At 70.2% G+C, this 22,200-nt stretch carries 20 protein-coding genes and 1 pseudogene; 19 read left to right on the top strand and 2 right to left on the bottom strand.

Annotated elements, in window-relative coordinates:
- Nucleotides 1-660 precede the first annotated feature (660 nt).
- Nucleotides 661-1,038 carry a hypothetical protein gene (locus tag ABZ552_RS31865; RefSeq protein ID WP_357441610.1) on the bottom strand — a complete coding sequence of 126 codons (378 nt, stop codon included), beginning with the start codon at nt 1,036-1,038 and terminating at the stop codon, nt 661-663.
- A 141-nt stretch (nt 1,039-1,179) separates the two neighbouring features.
- Between ABZ552_RS31865 and ABZ552_RS31860 the strand changes: the two are divergent.
- The 6 genes and pseudogenes from ABZ552_RS31860 to recN form a co-directional block, all read left to right on the top strand.
- Nucleotides 1,180-1,854: pseudogene (locus ABZ552_RS31860) on the top strand (hypothetical protein); the annotation flags it as partial.
- Between the two features lie 705 nt (nt 1,855-2,559).
- Nucleotides 2,560-3,450 (top strand): HAD-IIA family hydrolase, encoded by an 891-nt coding sequence (locus ABZ552_RS31855; RefSeq protein ID WP_357441603.1) that lies wholly within the window; start codon nt 2,560-2,562, stop codon nt 3,448-3,450.
- A gap of 13 nt (nt 3,451-3,463) precedes the next feature.
- Complete coding sequence (locus ABZ552_RS31850; RefSeq protein ID WP_195090094.1) at nt 3,464-3,772, top strand: hypothetical protein; 309 nt, start codon at nt 3,464-3,466, stop codon at nt 3,770-3,772.
- Between the two features lies 1 nt (nt 3,773).
- A complete protein-coding gene (locus ABZ552_RS31845; protein ID WP_357441601.1) occupies nt 3,774-4,595 on the top strand; it encodes a TlyA family RNA methyltransferase in 822 nt (273 codons plus the stop codon).
- Nucleotides 4,592-5,551 (top strand): NAD kinase, encoded by a 960-nt coding sequence (locus ABZ552_RS31840; RefSeq protein WP_195090091.1) that lies wholly within the window; start codon nt 4,592-4,594, stop codon nt 5,549-5,551. The genes ABZ552_RS31845 and ABZ552_RS31840 overlap by 4 nt, the downstream gene beginning before the upstream one ends.
- Complete coding sequence (gene recN / locus ABZ552_RS31835) at nt 5,529-7,313, top strand: DNA repair protein RecN (RefSeq protein ID WP_281874274.1); 1,785 nt, start codon at nt 5,529-5,531, stop codon at nt 7,311-7,313. The genes ABZ552_RS31840 and recN overlap by 23 nt, the downstream gene beginning before the upstream one ends.
- A gap of 9 nt (nt 7,314-7,322) precedes the next feature.
- On the opposite strand, the gene ABZ552_RS31830 is transcribed toward recN, so the two are convergent.
- Nucleotides 7,323-7,742 (bottom strand): SRPBCC family protein, encoded by a 420-nt coding sequence (locus ABZ552_RS31830; protein WP_159839717.1) that lies wholly within the window; start codon nt 7,740-7,742, stop codon nt 7,323-7,325.
- Between the two features lie 445 nt (nt 7,743-8,187).
- Between ABZ552_RS31830 and ABZ552_RS31825 the strand changes: the two genes are divergently transcribed.
- The 13 genes from ABZ552_RS31825 to der all read left to right on the top strand — a co-directional run bounded on the left by ABZ552_RS31825 (nt 8,188) and on the right by der (nt 22,119).
- Nucleotides 8,188-8,622: a hypothetical protein gene (locus tag ABZ552_RS31825; RefSeq protein ID WP_357441598.1), complete on the top strand. Its 435-nt coding sequence runs from the start codon at nt 8,188-8,190 to the stop codon at nt 8,620-8,622.
- A 342-nt stretch (nt 8,623-8,964) separates the two neighbouring features.
- On the top strand, nt 8,965-10,179 hold the full coding sequence (gene steA, locus ABZ552_RS31820) for a putative cytokinetic ring protein SteA (protein WP_357441596.1): 1,215 nt from the start codon (nt 8,965-8,967) through the stop codon (nt 10,177-10,179).
- A gap of 10 nt (nt 10,180-10,189) precedes the next feature.
- Nucleotides 10,190-11,134, top strand: coding sequence for a copper transporter (locus tag ABZ552_RS31815; RefSeq protein WP_281874270.1), 945 nt, complete (start codon nt 10,190-10,192; stop codon nt 11,132-11,134).
- Nucleotides 11,135-11,354: 220 nt separating this feature from the next.
- Entirely contained in the window at nt 11,355-13,076 is a 1,722-nt protein-coding gene (locus tag ABZ552_RS31810; RefSeq protein ID WP_357441594.1) for a CTP synthase, read from the top strand.
- Between the two features lie 4 nt (nt 13,077-13,080).
- On the top strand, nt 13,081-13,740 hold the full coding sequence (locus ABZ552_RS31805; RefSeq protein WP_159839722.1) for an NUDIX hydrolase: 660 nt from the start codon (nt 13,081-13,083) through the stop codon (nt 13,738-13,740).
- 6 nt (nt 13,741-13,746) lie between these two features.
- On the top strand, nt 13,747-14,691 hold the full coding sequence (gene xerD / locus ABZ552_RS31800) for a site-specific tyrosine recombinase XerD (RefSeq protein WP_281874264.1): 945 nt from the start codon (nt 13,747-13,749) through the stop codon (nt 14,689-14,691).
- A 160-nt stretch (nt 14,692-14,851) separates the two neighbouring features.
- Entirely contained in the window at nt 14,852-15,316 is a 465-nt protein-coding gene (locus ABZ552_RS31795; RefSeq protein WP_281874261.1) for a cupin domain-containing protein, read from the top strand.
- Between the two features lie 160 nt (nt 15,317-15,476).
- The gene (locus ABZ552_RS31790; RefSeq protein WP_245548908.1) at nt 15,477-16,451 is read left to right on the top strand and encodes a ParA family protein; all 975 of its coding nucleotides are present in this window, start codon (nt 15,477-15,479) and stop codon (nt 16,449-16,451) included.
- 902 nt (nt 16,452-17,353) lie between these two features.
- On the top strand, nt 17,354-18,160 hold the full coding sequence (locus ABZ552_RS31785; RefSeq protein WP_281874258.1) for a segregation/condensation protein A: 807 nt from the start codon (nt 17,354-17,356) through the stop codon (nt 18,158-18,160).
- Between the two features lie 55 nt (nt 18,161-18,215).
- Nucleotides 18,216-18,872, top strand: coding sequence for an SMC-Scp complex subunit ScpB (scpB, locus tag ABZ552_RS31780; RefSeq protein ID WP_281874256.1), 657 nt, complete (start codon nt 18,216-18,218; stop codon nt 18,870-18,872).
- 9 nt (nt 18,873-18,881) lie between these two features.
- Complete coding sequence (locus ABZ552_RS31775; RefSeq protein ID WP_357441590.1) at nt 18,882-19,961, top strand: pseudouridine synthase; 1,080 nt, start codon at nt 18,882-18,884, stop codon at nt 19,959-19,961.
- A 35-nt stretch (nt 19,962-19,996) separates the two neighbouring features.
- The gene (cmk, locus tag ABZ552_RS31770) at nt 19,997-20,704 is read left to right on the top strand and encodes a (d)CMP kinase (protein WP_281881045.1); all 708 of its coding nucleotides are present in this window, start codon (nt 19,997-19,999) and stop codon (nt 20,702-20,704) included.
- A complete protein-coding gene (der, locus tag ABZ552_RS31765; protein ID WP_281874252.1) occupies nt 20,701-22,119 on the top strand; it encodes a ribosome biogenesis GTPase Der in 1,419 nt (472 codons plus the stop codon). The genes cmk and der overlap by 4 nt, the downstream gene beginning before the upstream one ends.
- Nucleotides 22,120-22,200: the final 81 nt, after the last annotated feature.

Raw genomic sequence — 22,200 nt, 5'->3', positions numbered from 1 at the left:
CACTCGACAGGGTGTGGGAGAGTAGGACACCGCCGGAACATCCTTTCCGATAGGGGACCCAGTTACTGGGTCCCCTATCGGCATTTGAGCACCTGATGGAGCTCCGAAAGACTTGCCGTACCGGCCCCCACCGCAGGTACGTGATTGAATTCGTGGGAATACAGACTTTGCGACACCAAGAAAGGGAGCACCGTGCCGGAACAGAACGACGATCGGAAGCCCTTCCGGCGCGGCGCTCCCGACTCCGGAGCCGGTCGGCGAGACGACAACCCGGACGCGAGCCGACGCGGCGGTGGATTCAACCGCCGCAGTGAGTCCGGGGAGCGCGGTGGCTTCGCGCGGCGCGAGGGCTCGCCTGGCTCCGGGCGGCGAGACAGTTCCTCCGAACGTGGTGATTCTCAGCGCCGCGACAATTCCGGAGGGTTCGACCGACGCGGAAACAGCGGCAATTACGACCAGCGTGGCGGTTCGGGTGAGCGTGGCGGGTTCCGCCGCCAGGATTCCGGCGATCGCGGTGGTGACAGCGGTGGCTTCCGGCGCGGGGGTGACGCCTCGAAGCACGGTGGCTTCCAGCGGCGGGACGAGTCCGCGGGACATGGCGGCGGATCCGCCGGGAGAGGCGGGGCTGCGCAGCGCGGCGGATACCAGCGCCCGGACGACTCAGGCGAACGTGGTGGCTTCAAACGCCGGAGTGATAGCGGAGAGCGCCGCGACGATGCGCGGGGCAGCTATCGGGCCGGCGGGGACTCCGGTGCTCGCCGCGGATTCGAGCGTGGCGGTGCCGGCGACCGTGGCGGATTCCGCCGCCAGGACTCCACCGAGCGTGGCGGTGACAGTGGTGGCTTCCGGCGCGGGGGTGACGCAGCCAAGCGTGGTGGTTTCCAGCGTCGGGACGAGTCCGCGGGCGCTCGAGGCGATGTCCGTCGCGGTGAACCGGGCGAGCGCGGCGGGTTCAAGCGTCGCGGCGATTTCGACGAGCGCGGTGACGCGGCGGGGCACGGTGCGTCCGGCTTCCAGCGCCGCGATGACGAAAGCCATCGCGCGGGTCCGGATCGCGACGAACGGCGCGGCGGCGCGGACCGCGAAGGCCGAACCGCACACGGTGACGCCTCGCAGGACCGTCGCCGGGGCGGCGAAGGCGCCCGTAGTGGCGGGCGTTCCCTCGATAGCCGCCCACCGCGGCCGGAGGAACCCGATCTGCCGGACGAGGTGCAGGCCACCGACCTCGACTCGGCCGTGCGGCGGGACCTGCTCAGTCTGGACAAGGGCAATGCGGAGACCGTCGCCCGGCACTTGGTGATGGCGGTGCGGCTGCTCGACGACGATCCCGGACTCGCGCTCGCCCATGCCCGGGCGGCGCGGCAGCGAGCCGGGCGGATCGCCGTCGTCCGGGAGACCGCGGGCGTGGTGGCCTATCACGCCGGTGAATGGGCGGAGGCCTTGTCGGAGCTGCGTACCGCGCGCCGGATGTCCGGCGGTTCGGGGTTGCTGGCCGTCATGGCCGATTGCGAACGTGGTCTGGGACGTCCGGAACGCGCGATCGAACTCGGTCGCAGCGAGGAAGCGCGTGCTCTGCGCGGTGACGACGCCGCCGAACTGCGCATCGTGGTCGCCGGTGCGCGGATGGACCTCGGTCAGTACGACCAAGCCGTCGTCACCTTGCAGACTTCGGATCTGGATCCGTCTCGGACGGGTTCCGCCGCGGCGCGCCTGTTCTACGCCTACGCCGACGCCCTGGTCGCCGCGGGCCGCACCGATGAGGGGCTCACCTGGTTCCTGAACGCCGCCTCGGCCGACCTGGACGGAGAGACGGACGCCGAAGAACGCGCCGCCGAACTCACCGGCGATATCTGAGCCTGCCGTTGAGGTGGTGCGCACCGGTTCCTCTGGCGGCGTTCCAGTGACGCGTCATCTCAGCGTTGTTCGGAAGCACAACTCTCCGCTTCGGCGGGCGAGTTCGAAAGCTGCTGGCATCGGTCCGCCTGTGCCGCCCCTGCCCCGTCTGTAAGGCGCTTCACTGCAAGCACGCCTGAGCCGCTGGATAGAAGTCCTGAGATCGTCTCCAAGACGACACACGTGTCGCTGCTGCACTCCTGGCATGCCAGCTCCAGCGGCGTGACACGGGTCGCGCTTCGGCGGGCGAGATTTGCAGCCAGCCGTCGAGGCGGCCGCACTGACGGCTGGGGTCCGGCGGCGGGTTCGGCTATCACCGGTGGCGACGAGGAGAGCGCCGTGAGGCGGCGGGCTGCCGTTGTCGACGTCGTGTGTCCGGCGATATCGGCACGAGGCGCAGCATGGCGGAGGGTGCGGAGGTGCACACTGTGCCCGCGCGATCACACCGTGGTCGTGACATGCGGGAGCGGGACCATGAGCTTGATCAGCGAAACTGCGCTGTCTCGCTTGCGATCCGGTGTGGCCGGAGTGGCCGACGCCACGTCTTTCCGGTGTGCCCGCTGGCGTAGTGTCGAGTGTCCCGGACTCGCCGAGCGGATGTGCTGCCGGAGGGTCGGCGGTGATGAGTCGGCACGGCGCCGATCGGTGACACGGAGTGAGAGTGGTGTGAAGCGACTACGAGATCGCTACCGAGCCCTGCTGCTGGATCTGGACGGGACGCTGTACCGCGGTCACGAGGTGATCGTGGGGGCGCCGGAGGCACTCGCCGCGGACGGGCAAGCCGATCAGCGGCTGGTGTACGTCACGAACAATGCCAGCCGCGGGCCGCAGGTCGTGGCCGCGCATCTGTCCGAACTCGGCTTTCCCGCCGCTCCCGACGACGTGGTGACCAGCGCTCAGGCCGCGGCGCGGTTGCTGGCCGAGCGGCTCGATCGCGGCGCGCCCGTTCTGGTCGTCGGCACCGATGATCTGGCCGCCGAGGTGGACGGCGTCGGACTGCGGCCGATCCGGCGCTTCGATGGCGCCGCGCCCGCCGCGGTGGTGCAGGGACATTCACCCGAGACCGCCTGGCCGGACCTCGCCGAGGCCGCCTATGCCCTGCGTGCGGACGCGCTGTGGGTCGCGGCGAACACCGACCGGACCCTGCCGAACGAACGCGGCCTCGCGCCCGGCAACGGCGCGATGGTCGCCGCATTGCGTGCCGCTTCCGATCGGGAGCCGATCGTGGCAGGCAAGCCGTACGCGCCCCTACTGGAGGACGCGCTCGTCCGGGCCGGCTCCCGCTCCGCCTTGGTGGTGGGCGACCGTCTGGACACCGACATCGAGGGCGCCAACCGGGTAGGTCTCGACTCGTTGCTGGTGCTCACCGGAGTCAGCACGCTGGACGAACTGCGCAAGGCCCCGGACGCTCAGGTGCCGACCTATATCGCCGATTCGCTGGACGCCCTCAATCACGCCATCGTCGCCGCCGAGCCGGATGCCGATCTCGGCGACATGCTGCGGCGCCACCCCGGGCGAGCTGTGACGGTCCGCGCGTCCGATTCGGAAATCCGATAGCGTTGACGCCACGATGACTACACCCACGCCTCGTCCGAACGGTCCCGGCACGGCCGCCGGTGCGCAAGGTCCCCGGCCCGGGGTCCCGCTGCCCGGTCAGCACCTGCCGGGTGCGCAAGGCCGCCCGGAGCCTGCCGACCCGGATCGTATCCGCGGCGAGGTCGACAGCCTGCTCGCCGAACTCGAGCGTCCCGGCTGGAACGGGCCCGTGCCCGCGACCGACAGCGCCGAGGCCGGAGTCGACATCACCCGGCGCGCTCGCATCCTGGAGCAGGCACATGACGTGCTGGTACAGGCCTTGGCCACGGTGGACAAGATCTGAGGTGGCCAGACGCGCACGGGTGGACGCGGAACTCGTTCGCCGCGGATTGGCGAGATCGCGAGAACACGCGGTCGAGCTGATCGGCGCCGGCCGCGTCCTGATAGCTGGAACGGTCGCGGTGAAGGCGGCGACCGCTGTCGAGGCGGGTACGCCGCTGGTGGTCCGCGAGGAGCCCGACGAGGTCTCGTGGGCCTCGCGCGGCGCGCACAAACTCCTCGGCGCGCTGGCGCGGTTCGAGCCGGACGGCCTGTCCGTGGCGGGCAAGCGCTGCCTGGACGCGGGCGCTTCGACCGGCGGTTTCACCGACGTGCTGCTGGCGCGGGAAGCGCGGGAGGTCGTCGCCGTCGACGTCGGGTACGGCCAGCTGGTCTGGCGCCTGCGTACCGACGAGCGGGTCCGCGTGTTCGACCGCACCAACGTGCGCAACCTGACGCCCGAAATCATCGGCGGCACGGTCGACGTGGTGGTGGGCGACCTGTCCTTCATTTCGCTGAGCCTGGTGCTGCCCGCGCTGGCCGCCTGCGCGGCACCCGGCGCCGACCTGTTGCCCATGGTGAAGCCGCAGTTCGAGGTCGGTAAGGAGCGGGTCGGGTCGGGCGGCGTGGTGCGCGATCCCGCGCTGCGGGCCGACGCGGTGCGCACGGTCGCGGCCGCGGCCGCGGAGCTGGGCATGCGCACCGTCGGTGTGGTGGCGAGCCCGCTGCCGGGCCCGTCGGGCAATGTCGAATACTTCTTGTGGCTGCGCAACGACGGGCCGTTCGCCTACGACGGCGAGCAGGTCGCTGCGCTGGTAGAGCGTGCGGTTGAGGAGGGTCCACAGTGAACGCGCTGGCCCAGCCTTGCGGCCGGGAGATCCTGCTGGTGTCACATCCGGGCCGCGCGGAGATCATCGAGACCGCCCACCGGGTGGCGAAGATCTTCGCGGACGCGGGGATCTGTCTGCGCGTGCTCGCCGACGAGGCGGACAGCACGCGGTTCGAGGCCGAGCCGGGCGGCTATCCGGTGCGCGTGGTCGAGCACAGCCCGGAGGCGGCGGTCGGCTGCGAGATGGTGCTCGTGCTCGGCGGCGACGGAACATTCCTGCGCGCTGCCGAACTGGCCCGCCCGGCCGGGGTGCCGGTGCTCGGGATCAACCTCGGCCGCATCGGGTTTCTCACCGAGGCCGAGGCGGAGCATCTGGATGAGGCGCTCGCGCAGGTGGTCCGGGGGGATTACACGATCGAGCATCGGATGACCATCGACGTCACGGTCCGGGTCGAGGACGAGGTCGTCGACAGCGGATGGGCGCTGAACGAGGCGAGCATCGAAAACGCTTCGCGCATCGGGGTACTGGAAGTGGTGCTGGAGGTCGACGGGCGACCGGTGTCGTCGTTCGGCTGCGACGGCATCCTGATCTCGACGCCGACCGGTTCGACCGCCTACGCTTTCTCCGCGGGCGGTCCGGTGGTGTGGCCGGAACTCGAAGCCTTGCTGGTGATTCCGAGCAATGCCCATGCCCTGTTCGCGCGGCCGCTGGTGACCAGCCCCGAGTCGCGGATCGCGGTCGAGTCCGTGGCGACCGGACACGATGCGATAGTTTTCCTGGACGGCAGGCGCACGCTCGCACTGCCCAGCGGGGGCCGGGTGGAGGCGGTTCGCGGCGCTCGACCGGTGCGCTGGGTACGGCTGGACTCCGCACCCTTCGCCGACCGGATGGTGCGCAAGTTCCAATTGCCCGTGACAGGCTGGCGTGGCCGACGGCGAACGGAGAGCACAAGTGCTGACAGAGATCAGGATTGACGGGCTTGGCGTCATTTCCACGGCGACCGCGCAGTTCCACGCGGGACTGACCTGCCTGACCGGCGAGACCGGCGCAGGCAAGACCATGGTGGTGACCAGCCTGCATCTGCTCAGCGGTGCGCGCGCGGACGCGGGCCGGGTCCGGCTCGGCGCGTCCCGCGCCGTGGTGGAGGGCCGGTTCACCATCGAGGACGTCAACGAAGCCGCCCGCGCCGAGGTCGCGCAGGTGCTCGAGGCGGCCGCGGCCGAGCAGGACGACGACGGCAGCGTCATCGCGATCCGCACGGTCGGCAGCGACGGGCGCTCCCGCGCGCATCTCGGTGGCCGCGGTGTCCCGGCCTCGGTGCTGGCCGATTTCACCGCGCCCTTGCTGACCGTGCACGGTCAGAACGACCAGCTGCGGTTGCAGCGTCCCGATCAGCAGTTGTCGGCGCTGGACCGGTTCGCGGGCGACGCCGTGTCCGCGCTGCTGCGGAAGTACCAGGTGCTGCGCCGATCCTGGCTCGACGCCCGCACCGAGTTGCTCGAACGGACCGCGCGCAGCAGGGAATTGGCTCTCGAGGCCGAACGCCTCGAACACTCGCTGAACGAAATCGACGCCATCGCTCCGGAACCCGGCGAGGACGTGCGCATCGTCGACGAGGTGCGCAGGCTCAGCGACCTGGATTCGCTGCGTGCGGCGGCGGCCACCGCGCATGAGGCGCTGGCCGGCCCTGCCGACGCACCCGGAGACGGGTCCGGCGCCATGGAAGCGCTCGGCACCGCGCGCGCCCGCATCGAAGCCGCCGACGATCCGGCGCTGGTCGCGCTCGCGCCGCGCCTGGCCGACGCCATCGCCGTGGTGGTCGACGTGACCACCGAGTTGAGCGGGTATCTGTCGGATCTGCCTTCGGATCCGGGGGCGCTGGATTCGCTGCTCACCCGGCAGGCCGAATTGAAGACGCTGACCCGCAAGTACGCAGCGGACATCGATGGGGTGCTGGCCTGGGCGCAGGAGGCCCGGACCCGGCTCGGTTCGCTGGACGTCTCCGAGGAGGCGCTGGCGAAGCTGGCCGCCGAGGTGGACACCGCCGCCGAACGGGTGCGGGAGGCGGCGAAGAAGCTGAGCGCCGCGCGGCGGAAGGCGGCGGGCAAGCTGGCCGCCGCGGTGAGCGCCGAGCTGGGTGGTCTGGCGATGGGCAAGGCGCGCCTGGAAGTCGAGGTGCGGCCGGTGCTCGCGGGCGCGCAGGACTCGGCGCCGCTCACCGTCGACGGTCAGGAGTTGCATGCCGGCGCCATGGGTATCGATGAGGCCGAGTTCCGGTTGGCGGCGCATTCGGGCGCGCAGTCGTTGCCGTTGAGCAAGAGCGCGTCCGGAGGTGAGCTGTCGCGCGTGATGCTGGCGCTGGAAGTGGTGCTGGCCGGCTCCGAGCACGGAGCCACCATGGTGTTCGACGAGGTCGACGCGGGCGTCGGCGGGCGCGCCGCGGTGGAGATCGGCCGCAGGCTGGCCCGGCTGGCGCGCACGCATCAGGTGATCGTGGTGACCCATCTGCCGCAGGTCGCCGCGTTCGCCGACACGCACCTGGTGGTCGACAAATCCGACGACGGCAAGGGCGCCGTCAACAGCGGCGTCCGTGCGCTGACCAACGACGAGCGCGTGGTCGAGCTGGCGCGCATGCTGGCCGGTCTCGACGACACCGAGACCGGCCGGGCGCACGCGGAGGAACTGCTCGCGACGGCGCGTGCCGAGAAAGCGGGCGCCGAGGCGGCCGCGCGCTGAGCGCGCCGGTCAGCGCACCGCCTTCTGCGCACCCTTGATGAACTGGCCGATCAGGTTCTTCAGACCGAGTTCCAGCACCTTGGCGGGCACCGGCAGCGACGGGTCCGATTCCATCGTGTAGGAGACCAGAGTGCCGTTGTCGGCGTCGGCGAAAGTGACGATGCCGACGTGCCGCTTCACCGGCGCGCCCTTCACGATCTTGTATTCCATCCGCTCGCCGGGCACGAGCTTCGTGATCTCCTCGGTGACCCCGACCGGGCCGAGACCGATCAGATGCTGCGCGCCGACGCCCTCGCGTTCGGTGAGGCCGGGCTTGATCAGCTTGACCTGGACCGGGATGTAGGGGCTGATGCTCTCGCGGTCGGCGAAGAGCCGGTAGACGACCTCGCGCGGGGCGGCGATGACGGCGTCGACGGTGGTGCTGGCCATGAAATCTCCTCTTCCGGTTACGTGTGACCGGCAGCATATAGCTACAGCGGGCGCCGCTCGGCGGTCGTGTCGTCCGCATCACAATCGGTGGCGCGCCGTCCTCTTCGGGAGGATTTCCGGGCTGGTGACGCCAGGCCCTTCGGCGCCGAGCTCGAGCAGGGGAGAGTGGTGGCCGCCGCACACAGCGGCTCGATCTACTGGGGAAACCCGTGCAACGCTCGCAAGTTACTCGAAGTCGGGTCTCGGCTAGACGAAAGGAAGGTACGTACCCAGCCGCTTCGGTTCCCATATTGCACCTTGCGTTCAAAGGGTTTCGGCCGTGGTGACTGCGATCGTGTGCAAGTGATGTCCGCAATGTCCGTTTCATCATCTACTATTGAACTTAGTAGGTTAACGGTGGATGAATTCCATCGGACAGCGGAAGCGCCGAGGCAAAGGGGCCGTCATGGGCAGCGTTCTTCCAGTGGTGACCGAGACGGGCGGGGAGCGCCGCCGCGGCCCGGCCGGCCGGCGCCGGAAACCGGTGAAAACGGGCGCATTCGCGCTGATTGTGGCCGGTCTCGCCGCGGGGGCGATCGGCGCGGCCGGTGGGGCTGCCGCGGAGTCGTTGTCCCGCTCCGACCACTCCGGTCGCGCGGGTTCGCACGGCGACTCGACTGGGTGGCACGAGATCGACCCGTTCGGCTACCAGCATTCCGACCCGAATCCGTTGCGGCAGAACGAGCATCAGCATGCCCTGCGCGAGTATCACCGCAAGAACAAGCCTCGGCCCGCCGAAAGCGGTCTCGACGACAGCACGGGCGACGCGGCTTGGAGCCGCGCGCCGCGTCCGGACGGTAGCGGCTGGACCGTGTGCCGCCCGCAGGCGAAGTGGTGCTGACGACGGCAGCCGTCACTTCGGATCAGTGCGGTAGCGGCTGATTCGCTGGCTGGCGAAACGGGCCGTGACGCGACCTCCGATCTCGGGCGGGCAGTCGCTGCGGCGCATCGATCCGGGCCTCTGGGCAGGTGACGTGGTTCGAGCGTCGTGGATCATCAGTGGCGCGGCATCCGGTTCGGAGCAGCGCTCTGAACAGTGAATATAAGTGAGAATTCGTCGCGAATCGCGGCGCGGCGGCGTAGTCGATTCAGAGGGTGGGCGCAATGGCGTGGACGCCCGACCGCAGTGTGCGGGACGGCGCGCCTCCACCAATGGTTGAGGGTTTGCCGCCATCATCGGCACATGAAGATGCCGGCGTTGTTGTCGAGAAACACCGAAACGTTGCCTGGTCTGATCGGGACGGCCCGGGTGGATCGCAACACCCGGCGGCTGCTCGGACGGGTCGGGCCGGGCGACATCGTCGTCCTCGACGAGATGGACCTCGACCGGATGACCGCCGACCGGCTGGTCGAGGCGCGTGTCGGGGCCGTGATCAACACCTCGCCGTCCATTTCCGGCCGTTACCCGAATTTGGGACCCGAAGCGCTCGTCGCCAACGGGATCCTGCTGCTGGACACGGTGAGTTCGGATGCGTTCAAGAAGATCAAGGACGGCGTCAAAGTTCGCGTCGTCGACGGCGTGGTCTATGCCGACAAGCTGATCAAGAAGGAACCGGAGGTCCTCGTCGAGGGCATCGAACTCACCGAGTGCGCGATCGCGGAGCGGATGATCGAGGCGCGCAACGGGCTGGCCGATCATCTCGAAGCGTTCGCGGGCAACACCATCGAATTCATCCGCACCGAGAGCGCGCTGCTCATCGACGGGTTCGGTGTCCCGGAACTGGATCTGGTGATGAAGCACCGGCACGTGGTGGTGGTCGCCGACGGCCCGGAGCACGCCGAGGATCTGCAGCGGCTCAAGCCGTTCATCAAGGAGTACGCCCCGATCCTCATCGGCGTGGGCCGTGGCGCGGACACCCTGCGCAGGCGTGGGTATCGGCCCGACGTCATCGTGGGGGACCCCGAGGAGATCACCACCGCCACCATGAAGTGCGGCGCCGAGGTGATCCTGCCCGCCGACACCGACGGCCATGCCAAAGGGCTGGAGCGCATCCAGGACCTCGGTATCGGTGCGACGACGTTCCCCTCCTCGGGATCGGCCGCCGATCTGGCGCTGCTACTGGCCGACCATCACGGCGCGGCGCTGATCGTCACCGCGGGGGCGCCCGCCTCGCTCGACGACTTCTTCGACCGCGGCCGCCGCGACAGCAATCCGGCCACCTTCCTCACCCGGCTCAAGGTCGGCACGAAGCTGATGGACGCGAAGGCGGTGGCCACCCTCTACCGCAACCGCGTGTCCGGGGTCGCCGTCGCGCTGGTCGTGCTCGCCGCGCTGGTCGCGGTGATCGTCGTGCTGCTGGCGTCCAACAGCGGCGGGGACGTCCTGGACTGGGGTGTGGACATCTGGAACCGCTTCGCGCGGTGGGCGCAGGGGCAAGCCGAATCTTGGGAATTCTGAACGGAGAACGATGATTTCGATGCGCCAGCACGCCATCTCGATCGTCGCGATCTTTCTCGCGCTCGCGATCGGTGTGGTGCTCGGGTCTCAGACGCTCGCGGCCGATCTGCTGTCCGGATTGCGGGCGGACAAGACCGACCTGCGCCAGCAGGTCGACATCCTGACCGAGCAGAATCGGTTGCTCGGCGAGCAGGCCGTGGCCGCCGACCGATTCATCGCGGGGTCGTCGGGGCGCATCCTCGGCGGTGCGCTCGCCGATCGCAGCGTCGTCGTGTTCACGACGCCGGACGCCGATCCGGGGGACGTCGAAGCGGTGACGCGGGCGCTCGCGGTCTCCGGGGCGGCAGTCACCGGCCGGATCGCGCTCACCGAGGCGTTCGTCGACGCCACGGAGGGGGACCGGATGCGCACGGCGCTCACGAACGTCATCCCGGCCGGGGCGCAGCTGCGGACCGGCGCGGTGGACCAGGGCAGCATGGCCGGTGATCTGCTCGGACTGGTGCTGCTGCTCGATCCGGGGAACGGGCAAACCCGGAGCACGCCGGAGGAACTGGGGCTGGTCCTGGAGACCCTGCGGGGCGGCGGGTTCCTCGCCTACGGCGACACGCCGGTGCGGCCCGCGCAGCTCGCCGTCGTGATCACCGGCAACGGCGTCGCCGCCGCGGAGAACGGTGCCGGCTCGAATACCGCTCGCTTCGCCGGCGCCTTGCGCGGCCGTGGGGCGGGAGTGGTCCTCGCGGGGCGCGCGGGCGCCGCCGACGGGCAGGGGCCGATCGCGGTGATCCGCACCGACGCCGCGCTCGCGGCCCAGGTGAGCACCGTCGACAATCTCGACCGGGAACTCGGCCGGGTCACCACCGCGCTGGCGCTCGGCGAACAGCTCAACGGTGGCGCCGGACGCTACGGCACCGGCGCCAAAGCCACGTCGCTCACCCTGGCCGCCGTCCCGGGCTGATGAACTGAGCGGGGTCGTGTCGCCGGGGTATTCGCAGTTCACGGGCTTGATCGATCGTTACGCCGACGCCGGGCCACCGGCTCGGGGTGAATACCGGCGAGCGGGACGCGACCGACCTCACAATCCGACCGCCGTGGCTCTGATCGCAGTCTCGGCGATCGGCGGGCAAACGTGCGTGGCATTCGAACGGACGGGCGGATTCGTGTTACCGTGAAGACCCGTGGGTCAAACACGGATTCAGGCGCGAACGGACACGAAGCACATCTTCGTCAGCGGTGGTGTCGCCTCCTCATTGGGTAAAGGTCTTACCGCCTCCAGCCTCGGTCAGCTGCTGACGGCGCGTGGGCTGCGCGTCACGATGCAGAAACTCGACCCGTACTTGAACGTCGATCCCGGCACGATGAACCCCTTCCAGCACGGCGAGGTGTTCGTGACGGAGGACGGCGCGGAGACCGACCTGGACGTCGGCCACTACGAGCGCTTCCTCGATCGGGACCTGTCCCGGGACGCGAACGTGACCACCGGGCAAATCTATTCGTCGGTCATCGCCAAGGAGCGCCGCGGCGAGTACCTCGGCGATACGGTGCAGGTGATCCCGCACATCACCGACGAGATCAAGAACCGGATCCTCGCCATGCGCGGCCCGGATCTGCAGGGCCAGACCCCGGACGTGGTGATCACCGAGATCGGCGGCACCGTCGGCGACATCGAGTCGCAGCCGTTCCTGGAGGCCGCCCGCCAGATCCGGCACGACGTCGGGCGGGACAACGTCTTCTTCCTGCACGTGTCGCTGGTGCCCTACCTCGCGCCCTCCGGTGAGTTGAAGACCAAGCCGACCCAGCACTCGGTGGCGGCGCTGCGCAATATCGGCATCCAGCCCGACGCGCTGATCCTGCGCTGCGACCGCGAGGTGCCGCAGGCCCTGAAGAGCAAGATCGCGCTGATGTGCGACGTCGAGGTCGACGCCTGCATCTCCACGCCGGACGCGCCGTCGATCTACGACATCCCGCGCGTGCTGCACCGGGAGGGCCTGGACGCCTACGTGGTGCGCAGGCTGGGACTGCCGTTCCGCGATGTGGACTGGACCGTGTGGGGCGACCTGCTCGACCGGGTGCACTCGCCGCGCGAGACGGTCGAGGTCGCGCTGGTGGGCAAGTACGTCGACCTGCCCGACGCCTACCTCTCGGTCACCGAGGCGCTGCGCGCGGGCGGATTCGCCTCGCGCGCGAAGGTGAACATCCGCTGGGTGCCCTCCGACGAGTGCGAGACCCCTACCGGCGCCCAGCACGCGCTGCGCGACGTGGACGCCGTGCTGATTCCCGGCGGGTTCGGCATTCGCGGCATCGAGGGCAAAGTCGGCGCGATCCACTACGCGCGCACCCGCGGCATCCCGCTGCTCGGCCTGTGCCTGGGACTGCAGTGCATGGTGATCGAGGCGGCGCGCCGGGTGGGGCTGGCGGAGGCCAACTCTGCCGAATTCGAGCCGGACACACCCCATCCCGTCATCTCCACCATGGCCGACCAGGAGCAGGCCGTGGCCGGCGAGGCCGATCTCGGCGGCACCATGCGGCTTGGCGCCTACCCGGCGACGCTGGAGAAGGGCTCGGTCGTCGCGCAGGCCTACGGCAGCGAGCACGTCTCCGAGCGTCATCGCCACCGCTACGAGGTGAACAACACCTATCGCGACAAGATCGCCGAGAGCGGCTTGCGGTTCAGCGGCACCTCGCCGGACGGGCACCTGGTCGAGTTCGTCGAGCTGCCCGCCGACGTGCATCCGTTCTTCGTCGCCACGCAGGCGCACCCGGAGCTGAAGAGCCGGCCGACCCGCCCGCATCCGTTGTTCGCGGCGCTCATCTCGGCGGCATTGAAATACAAAGCGGCCGAACGGCTTCCGGTGGATATTCCGGGTGAAGAACTGGCGGGTGCGACGGAACAGGCGTAGCGGCATGACCAACGGGGGTGCTGCCGAGCCCGGCAGCCACGATTTCGAGATCGAATCCAGCAAGACCGTCTACAGCGGCGCGATCCTCGCGTTGCGGCTCGACCAGGTGCGCATGCCGGGCGGCCGGGTCGTCGAGCGCGAGGTGATCGAGCATCACGGCGCCGTCGCCGTCGCCGCGATCGATGACGACGGCAACGTGGTGCTGATCAATCAGTACCGCCACCCGATCGCCAGGCGGCTGCTCGAGCTGCCCGCCGGGCTGCTCGACGTGCCCGGGGAGGATCCGCTGCTCGCGGCGCGCCGCGAGCTGGCCGAGGAGACCGGGTTGGCCGCCCGGGAATGGGCGGTCCTGGTGGACGTCGCGCTCTCGCCCGGGTTCACCGACGAAGCGCTGCGGATCTACCTGGCCCGCGGGCTGTACGAGACCGACCGGCCCGATCCCGAATTCGAGGAGGCGGATCTGGAGGTGGTCCGCATGCCGGTCGACGCGGCGGTCCGCGCGGCGCTGAGCGGGGAGATCGTCAACGCCACCGCGGTCGCGGGCGTGCTCGCGCTGGCGGCCGCGCGGGCGGGCGGCATCGAACCGCGGCCGCCGGACGCGCCCTGGGACGGTCAGCCCACGACCTTCCTCCGCCGCAAGGCGGCCGAGAAGTCCGAAGACTGACCGGAGGTGCTCGGTCGCGAGCTCGACGCCTACCTCGACCATCTCGCCGTCGAGCGCGGCGTCGCGCCCAACACCCTGGGGGCCTACCGGCGTGACCTCGGCCGCTATCTGGACTTCCTGACCGGGCGCGGCATTCGCTCGCTCGACCGGGTCGCGGAGTCCGACGTCGCCGAGTTCACCATGGCGCTGCGGTCGGGCGGCCACGGGCACCCGCCGCTGGCGGCGAGTTCGGTGGCCCGCGCGCTGATCGCCGTGCGCGGCTGGCATCGCTTCGCCGCCGCGGAGGGGCTGACCGACACCGACGTGGCGCACGCGGTGAAGCCGCCCGCGCCGGGCCGCAGGCTGCCCAAGGCGCTGCCCTACGACCAGGTGCTGCGGCTGCTCGAGGCGGCGGGTGGCGGTCAGGGGGACGCCGCGGCGGGCGTCGACGGCGGACCGCGCGGCCTGCGCGACCGCGCGCTGCTGGAATTGCTGTATTCCACCGGCGCCCGGATCTCGGAGACGGTCGGATTGGACGTGGACGATCTCGATCTCGAGGAACGGTCGGTCGTGCTGCGTGGCAAGGGCGGGAAACAGCGCCTGGTGCCGATCGGGCGGCCGGCCCTGGCCGCCGTGGACGCCTACCTGGTGCGCGGACGGCCGGTGCTCGCCGCGCGCGGAAAGGGCAATGCCGGAGCCCTTTTCCTGAACGCCCGGGGCGCGCGGCTGTCCCGGCAGAGCGCCTGGCAGGTGCTGCACACCGCCGCCGAACGGGCCGGTATCGCGGCGGCGGTATCGCCGCACACGTTGCGGCACTCCTTCGCCACCCACTTGCTCGACGGTGGCGCCGATGTCCGGGTGGTGCAGGAACTGCTCGGCCACGCCTCGGTGACCACGACCCAGATCTACACCCTGGTCACCGTCAACACCTTGCGTGAAGTCTGGGCGACCGCGCACCCGCGCGCACGGTAACCCGTTCGGCGCTCGGCGATTTCACTCGTGTGGGCGGTTTCCGCCGGCGCGGCTCGTGGGCGGAACAAAGTGGACTCTGGTCCGGTTGTCTTCGGTCATCGGGTGCGTGCGGTGTGCTCACCGGCGGCCCGGACTCCGACCACGATACGAGGTGAGCTGCATGGCAAAGTCTTTCATCGTCCACGAGGCCGACGTCGAGGCGGTTCCGCTACCAGGGGGCGGCTCCTTCCGGCTGCTCGAGGACAGCGAGAACTCCGCAGGGCTGTTCGGCGCCAATCGGCTCACCCTGGCCGCGGGTGCGGACGGCACCCGGCCGCACCACCACACGAAGTCGACCGAGATCTTCTATGTGCTGGACGGCACGATGGAGTTCCTCGTGGACGGCGCCCGCAACGCCGTGGGCAAAGGCGGCCTGGTGGTGGTGCCACCGGGGGTCGTGCACGCCTTCGGCGCCGGCGCGGAGGGGCCCGCGGAGTTTCTGGCTGTGCTCACACCCGGTATCGTCCGCTTCGAGTACTTCCGGCAACTCGGCCGGATAGCGCGCGGGGAGGCGGACTGGGACAGCATGAACGAATTGCACGACCGGTTCGATGTTCATTTCGATGGCGGACCGCAATGGCGCTGACCAGCACAGGACGAACACGCCGCGCGCAGGCGCGGCACTCGAGTGCCGTCAAGCGGTAGCGTCTATCGAGAGCTGGACCGCACGAAAGCGAGGTCGGCCCTGATCGGCCTCGCTACGCTCGGCGAGGCAACGGGCAGGAACGTATAAGGAGCAGCGGATCGTGACGACAGCCGGAGCGGCAGAGCCGCCGATGGGTGCTGGGGCGGAGCCGCTTACGGGCTCGCGACCGGGTCCGTACTCGGACGCCGCGGCGGAAACGCTGTGGGGCCACGGCGTCGAGCCGGTCCCGGAGGACGCGACGCTCGGCCCGACCGGACGGCCGCTGCGGCTGGTGCCGGACCCGCCGCCGGTCGGCGAGCACGGTGACGCGTTGATCGTGGCCATGTGCAACCAGAAGGGCGGGGTCGGCAAGACCACCTCCACCATCAATCTCGGTGCCGCGCTGGCCGAATACGGCCGGCGCGTGCTGCTGGTCGACCTGGATCCGCAGGGCGCGCTGTCGGCCGGTCTCGGTGTCGCCCACCACGATCTCGACTCGACCGTGCACGACCTGCTCATCGGCTCCAAGGTGTCCATCGATGACGTGCTGATGCAGACGCGTGTCCCGAACATGGATCTGCTGCCGAGCAACATCGACCTCTCCGCCGCCGAGATCCAGCTCGTCAACGAGGTGGGCCGGGAGCAATCGCTCGGACGCGCACTGGAGCCGGTGCGCAACCGCTACGACTACATCCTCATCGACTGCCAGCCTTCGCTGGGCCTGCTCACGGTCAACGCGCTGGCCTGTTCGGACGGTGTGATCATCCCGATGGAGTGCGAGTATTTCTCGCTGCGCGGGCTCGCGCTGCTCAACGACACCGTGGAGAAGGTGCGGGACCGGCTGAATCCGCGGCTGAGCCTGTACGGAATAGTGGTCACCATGTTCGACTCTCGACTGCTGCATTCCCGCCAGGTCATGGCGCGCGTCGTCGAGGTGTTCGGTGAGCTGGTCTACGACACGGCCATCGCGCGCACCGTCCGTTTCCCGGACGCCAGCGTCGCGGGCGAGCCGATCACCACATGGGCGCCGAAATCCAGTGGCGCCGAAGCGTATCGGTCGATGGCCAGGGAAGTCATCCACCGATCCGGCCGGTGAGCGGCCGCTCCGACCCCTCGTCTGCGTCCCACCACGACCCGTCCGGCCAGGGGTCTTCCTCGGCCGGATCGACAGCCAGGCCCGACGACCGCGCGGCCGACTCGCCGGACCCGACGGGTCCGGGGCAGCCTCCCGCGCTCGGGAACGCGGCCGCCGCGTTCATCGCCGCGGGCCGGGACGCGGCGCCCCGGCGCCCGAACCCGGCCATTCTCGGAGCCGCCGCGCCCCAGCCGGACGCCGATGCCCCGCTCCGGCCGCACGGCGCGGAGGAACCGTCCACGAGCCCACCCACGCAGCCCATCGAGGCTGCCGCGCGGGAGGCCGCCGAGATATCGGCTGATCGGCCCGCTGACGCGCCGGACGCCCGCGGCGGTTCGCCGGATGCGCCGAACCCGTCCGCCCGTTCGGCGGACGCAGGTGCCGCTTCACCGGCACCCGGCCTTTCGCCGGATGCACCCGGGACCGTGAGCCGTCCAGCGGACGCACCGGAAACGTCTGTCGGTCCGGACGCCGCACGGTACGTTTCGGGGGCTTCGGCGGTGGCCGAAGCCGCAGGTGGCGCCTTGCCGACCGCATCCGGCCTTCCACCGGACGCAGCGGACGCAGCGGACGCAGCCGGTCGTCCGCCGGACGCGCGGGACGCATCGGGCGGTTCGGCGGATGTCTCACCCATACCTGACGCTTCACCGCCTGCGCGGAGCATGTCGTCCGGCATGGCGGACGCACCTGGTACTTCGCCGGAAACATCTGAGGTTTCCGGTGGTCCGGCGGGCGCGCGCGACGCAGTCGGTGGTTCTGCGGGCGCACCTGACGCAGCCGGTCGTTCGCCGGACGCCTCCGGATCTTCACCGGGCACAGCGAAGGCGGGGGAGCAGCCGACGGCCGAGCCGTCCGGGTTCCGGTTGCGGCTGAGCAACTTCGAGGGTCCGTTCGATCTGCTGCTCACCCTGATCAGCTCGCGCAAACTGGACGTCACCGAGGTGGCGTTGCACAAGGTCACCGACGAGTTCATCGCCTACACCAAGGCGTTGACCGCGAACATGGCGCGGCAGAACACGTTGCGCGCGGACAAGATCCTGGACCAGACGACCGAATTCCTGGTCGTCGCCGCCACGCTGCTGGATCTGAAGGCCGCGCGCCTGCTGCCGTCCGGGGAGATGACCGACGCCGAGGATCTCGAACTGCTCGAGGCGCGCGACCTGCTGTTCGCCCGGCTGCTGCAGTATCGCGCGTTCAAGCAGGTCGCCGAACTGCTCGGCGAGCTGGAGGCGGCCGCGCTGCGCCGCTATCCGCGGGCGGTCGGCTTGGAGGAGCGCTACGCGGGCCTGCTGCCCGAGGTTACGCTGGGTGTCGGGGCGGCCGAGTTCGCCGCGATCGCCGCGGCGGCCTTCCGGCCCCGTCCGGTACCCAAGGTCGGGCTCGACCACTTGCACACGCACGCGATCTCGGTGGCCGAGCAGGCGGCCCTGGTGCTGGAACGGCTCAAACAGCGCGGTGCGGGCGCGTGGACCTCGTTCGGCGAGCTGGTCGCCGACTGCGAGGTGCCGGTCCAGATCGTCGCCCGTTTCCTGGCGCTGCTCGAGCTGTATCGCGGCAAGACGATCGAGTTCGACCAGCCGGATCCGCTGGGACCCCTGGCGGTCAGCTGGATCGGCGACGAGGCCGCGCAGCAGGCGGACACCGTGACAATCGAGGAGGACTACGGGTGAGCGAGCACAGCGCGCGATCGCGCACGACGGGGCCGGGCTCCGGCGAGGCTCGGTCGTGAGCGAGGCAGTGGTGGAACTCACCCCGGAGCCGCTCGCGGACGACGAGTTCCGTTCCGCGCTGGAGGCCATGCTGCTGGTCGTCGACTCGCCCGCACCGGCTGACCAGCTCGCGGCCGCGCTCGGCGACACCGCGGAGCGCGTCGAGCACACCCTGCGCGCGATGTCCGCCGAACTGTCGGCGCGGTCCAGCGGGATGGATCTGCGTTTCGTCGGCGACGGCTGGCGCTTCTATACTCGCAGCGAGTACGCGCCGTATGTGGAGCGGATGCTGCTCGACGGCTCCCGGTCGAAACTGACCCGGGCGGCGTTGGAGACGCTGGCGGTGGTGGCATACCGTCAGCCGGTGACCAGGACCAGGGTCAGCGCGGTGCGCGGCGTGAACGTCGACGGGGTGATGCGCACGCTGCTGGCCAGGGGCCTGATCGCCGAAGCAGGCGTCGACCCGGAGACCAACGGGACGCTGTACCGCACCACCGAGCTGTTCCTGGAACGGATCGGGCTCGCTTCGCTGAGCGACCTGCCGCCGCTGGCGCCCCTGCTTCCGGGCGTCGACCTGATCGATGAGATCAACGAGAGCCTGGAGACCGACCCCCGGTACACCAGGCTGAAGAAACCCGCCGAGGCCGATTTGGACCTCGGCACCGAAGAGTGACAGGACATCATGAATACGCCCGCTCGCCGAGATGGCACACCGGATCGTAGGAAACGCGGCGCCCAGCCCGAACGGGGCGGGGCCGGCCGCAGCTCGAATTCGCGCGACGCGCGTTCGGCCCAGCGGGGGGTAACCGCCCGTGGCGCCCAGCAGGGTGGTGCGGGCCGGGGACTGGCGCAGCGCGGATCGGGGCAGGCTCCCAATCCGCAGCGGCACACGGCCGCGGCCGGTAAGAAGAAGCCCAAGCCGCAGCGCCAGGCCGTGCAGCCGCCGCTGCTGAGCAATGCCAAGCCCGCGCGCCACCAGAACGTCGAGGTCACCGAGTCCGGTGGCCACACCAAGCTCCCATGGGGCGAGGGAGAGCGGTTGCAGAAGGTCCTCGCCAAGGCGGGCGTCGCGTCGCGCCGGGCCGCCGAGGAGATGATCGCGCAGGGCCGCGTCGAGGTCGACGGCATGATCGTGCGCGAGCAGGGCCTGCGGATCGACCCGCAGCACGCCGTGGTGCGCGTCGACGGCACCCGCGTGATGGTGCGCGAGGAACTCGTGCACGTCGCGCTGAACAAGCCCAAGGGCTGGCAATCCACCATGTCCGACGATCTGGGGCGCCCCTGCGTCGGCGACATCGTGGCGGAGCGGGTCGCCGCGGGGCAGCGCCTCTTCCATGTCGGAAGGCTGGACGCGGACACCGAGGGCCTGCTGCTGCTCACCAATGACGGCGATCTGGCGCACCGGCTCATGCATCCGTCCTTCGAGGTCTCGAAGACCTATCTGGCGACGGTGCAGGGCGAGGTGAACAATCGTGCGGTCGCCAAGCGGTTGCGGGAAGGCGTCGAGCTGGAGGACGGCCCCGCCAAGGTCGACCGCTTCCAGGTGCTCGAACTGGGGGAGGGACGTTCCCTGGTGAAGGTGGTGTTGCACGAGGGGCGCAAGCACATCGTGCGGCGCCTGCTCGACGCGGTGGGCCATCCGGTCGTCCGGCTGGTGCGTACCCATATCGGTCCGGTCGCGCTGGGCGACCAACGGCCCGGCACCCTGCGGGTGCTCGGCCGCGATGAAATCGGCAAACTCTACGAGGCGGTGTCGTTGTGAACGGTGTGGAGATCCCGGTGCAGGCGCCGGCGCGGATGGCCGGTACGAGCCCGCTGGTGGTCGCCATGGACGGGCCGTCGGGCACCGGCAAGTCGAGCGTGTCGCGGCGGCTTGCCACCCGGCTCGGCGCCCGGTACCTCGACACCGGCGCCATGTACCGCGTGGCGACGCTGCGCGTGCTGCGCGCGGGCATCGAGCTGACCGACACCGCCGCCATCGCCGCCGCGGTCAAGGAACTGCCGCTGTCGATCGGCACCGATCCCAGCCGCGAGGTGATCGAACTCGACGGCGAGGACGTGCGGTCGGAGATTCGCGGTGACGCCGTCACCAAGGCCGTTTCGGCGGTCTCCGCGGTGCCGGAGGTGCGCGAGCTGTTGGTCGCCATGCAGCGCGACATCACGGCGGCCGCGGGGCGCATCGTGGTGGAGGGCCGCGACATCGGCACCGTCGTGCTGCCCGCCGCGGACGCCAAGATCTACCTGACCGCCTCCGCCGAGGCGCGGGCCCACCGGCGCAATCAGCAGAACATCGCCGAGGGCCGGGGCGACGACTACGCGGGCGTGCTCGCCGACGTGCAGCGCCGCGACACCCTCGACTCGACCCGCAAGGTGTCCCCGCTGCGCCCGGCCGAGGACGCGGTGGACGTCGACACCAGCGAACTGTCCATGGACGAGGTCATCGACGAGCTGTATCGCGTTGTGGCGGAGCAGGTCTCGGCGTACCGGGCCGGAGGTGACCGATGAACGAGGACGTGCTGGCAGGCGATGGCGTCTGGAGCGACGAGGCCGACTGGGAGCTGGCCGAGCTCGAGGGCGAATTCGAGGACGCACACCACGTCGCGATGCCGACGCTCGCGGTGGTCGGGCGCCCGAACGTGGGCAAATCGACGCTGGTGAACCGGATTCTCGGCCGCCGTGAGGCGGTCGTGGAGGACATTCCCGGCGTGACCCGCGACCGCGTGTCCTACGAGGCGAACTGGGCAGGCCGCCGATTCCTGGTCCAGGACACCGGCGGCTGGGAGCCCGACGCCAAGGGGTTGCAGCAATCGGTGGCCCGCCAGGCCGAGCTGGCCATGCAGACCGCCGACGCGATCCTGCTCGTGGTCGACGCCGTCGTGGGCGCCACCGCCACCGACGAGGCGGCGGTGCGGAAACTGCGCCGTTCCGCGGTCCCGGTCATCCTGGTCGCGAACAAGGTCGACGACCAGCGGGTGGAAGCGGAAGCGGCGGCGCTGTGGTCGCTCGGGTTAGGTGAGCCGCGCATGGTCAGCGCCGCGCACGGCCGCGGCACCGGCGACCTGCTCGACGACGTGCTCGAGGTGCTGCCCGAGACGCCGCGCGAGGGGACCGGCGGTGCGGGCCCACGCCGGGTGGCGCTGGTCGGCAAGCCGAACGTCGGCAAGTCGAGCCTGCTGAACAAGCTGGCCGGCGACGAGCGCTCCGTGGTGCACGATGTCGCGGGCACCACGGTGGATCCGGTCGACTCCCTCGTCGAACTGGGCGGCAAGGTCTGGAAATTCATCGACACCGCGGGGCTGCGCCGTAAGGTCGCCAACGCCAGCGGCACCGAGTTCTACGCCTCGCTGCGCACCAAGTCCGCGCTGGAGGCCTCGGAGGTGGCGATCATGCTGATCGACGCCTCGCAGCCGATCACCGAACAGGACCTGCGGGTGATCAGCATGGTCGCCGATTCCGGGCGGGCGCTGGTGCTGGCGTTCAACAAGTGGGACCTGGTCGACGAGGATCGCCGCCTGCAGCTGGAGCGTGAGGTCGACCGCGAGCTGATGCGGGTGCCGTGGGCGCAGCGGGTGAACATCTCCGCGCAGACCGGTCGCGCGGTGCAGAAGCTGGTGCCCGCCATGGAGACCGCGCTCGAGTCCTGGGACAAGCGCATTTCGACGGGCAGGCTCAACACCTGGCTGAAGGAAGTGATCGCCGCGACCCCGCCGCCGATGCGCGGCGGCAGGCTGCCCCGCGTGCTGTTCGCCACCCAGGCGACCACCCGGCCGCCGACGTTCGTGCTGTTCACCACCGGCTTCCTGGAAGCGGGCTACCGGCGCTTCCTGGAGCGCAGGTTGCGCGAGGAGTTCGGGTTCGCGGGTTCGCCGGTCCGCATTTCGGTGCGTGTGCGAGAGAAGCGGGATCGGTCGAGGAAGTAGGCGGTCACCCGAGACCGGAGGCGGCCCCGCGGCCGGCGTCGGCACGGGTGTGCGCTCGAAGGCGCGCACATCCTGTCGCGG

This window comes from Nocardia sp. NPDC019219, from assembly GCF_040632645.1.
Lineage (GTDB): Bacteria > Actinomycetota > Actinomycetes > Mycobacteriales > Mycobacteriaceae > Nocardia > Nocardia sputorum.
Note: the sequence above shows the minus strand (reverse complement) of the source record. Positions and strands in the feature narration are given on the sequence as shown.

What these genes read in the sequence shown, in the direction of transcription:
- ABZ552_RS31865 (WP_357441610.1), bottom strand. Translation starts at nt 1,038, where the DNA reads ATGGCTTTCGTCATCGCGGCGCTGGAAGCCGGACGCACCGTGCCCCGC.
- ABZ552_RS31850 (WP_195090094.1), top strand. Translation starts at nt 3,464, where the DNA reads ATGACTACACCCACGCCTCGTCCGAACGGTCCCGGCACGGCCGCCGGT.
- ABZ552_RS31830 (WP_159839717.1), bottom strand. Translation starts at nt 7,742, where the DNA reads ATGGCCAGCACCACCGTCGACGCCGTCATCGCCGCCCCGCGCGAGGTC.
- ABZ552_RS31825 (WP_357441598.1), top strand. Translation starts at nt 8,188, where the DNA reads ATGGGCAGCGTTCTTCCAGTGGTGACCGAGACGGGCGGGGAGCGCCGC.
- steA (WP_357441596.1), top strand. Translation starts at nt 8,965, where the DNA reads ATGAAGATGCCGGCGTTGTTGTCGAGAAACACCGAAACGTTGCCTGGT.
- ABZ552_RS31815 (WP_281874270.1), top strand. Translation starts at nt 10,190, where the DNA reads ATGATTTCGATGCGCCAGCACGCCATCTCGATCGTCGCGATCTTTCTC.
- ABZ552_RS31805 (WP_159839722.1), top strand. Translation starts at nt 13,081, where the DNA reads ATGACCAACGGGGGTGCTGCCGAGCCCGGCAGCCACGATTTCGAGATC.
- ABZ552_RS31795 (WP_281874261.1), top strand. Translation starts at nt 14,852, where the DNA reads ATGGCAAAGTCTTTCATCGTCCACGAGGCCGACGTCGAGGCGGTTCCG.
- ABZ552_RS31775 (WP_357441590.1), top strand. Translation starts at nt 18,882, where the DNA reads ATGAATACGCCCGCTCGCCGAGATGGCACACCGGATCGTAGGAAACGC.
- cmk (WP_281881045.1), top strand. Translation starts at nt 19,997, where the DNA reads ATGGCCGGTACGAGCCCGCTGGTGGTCGCCATGGACGGGCCGTCGGGC.
- der (WP_281874252.1), top strand. Translation starts at nt 20,701, where the DNA reads ATGAACGAGGACGTGCTGGCAGGCGATGGCGTCTGGAGCGACGAGGCC.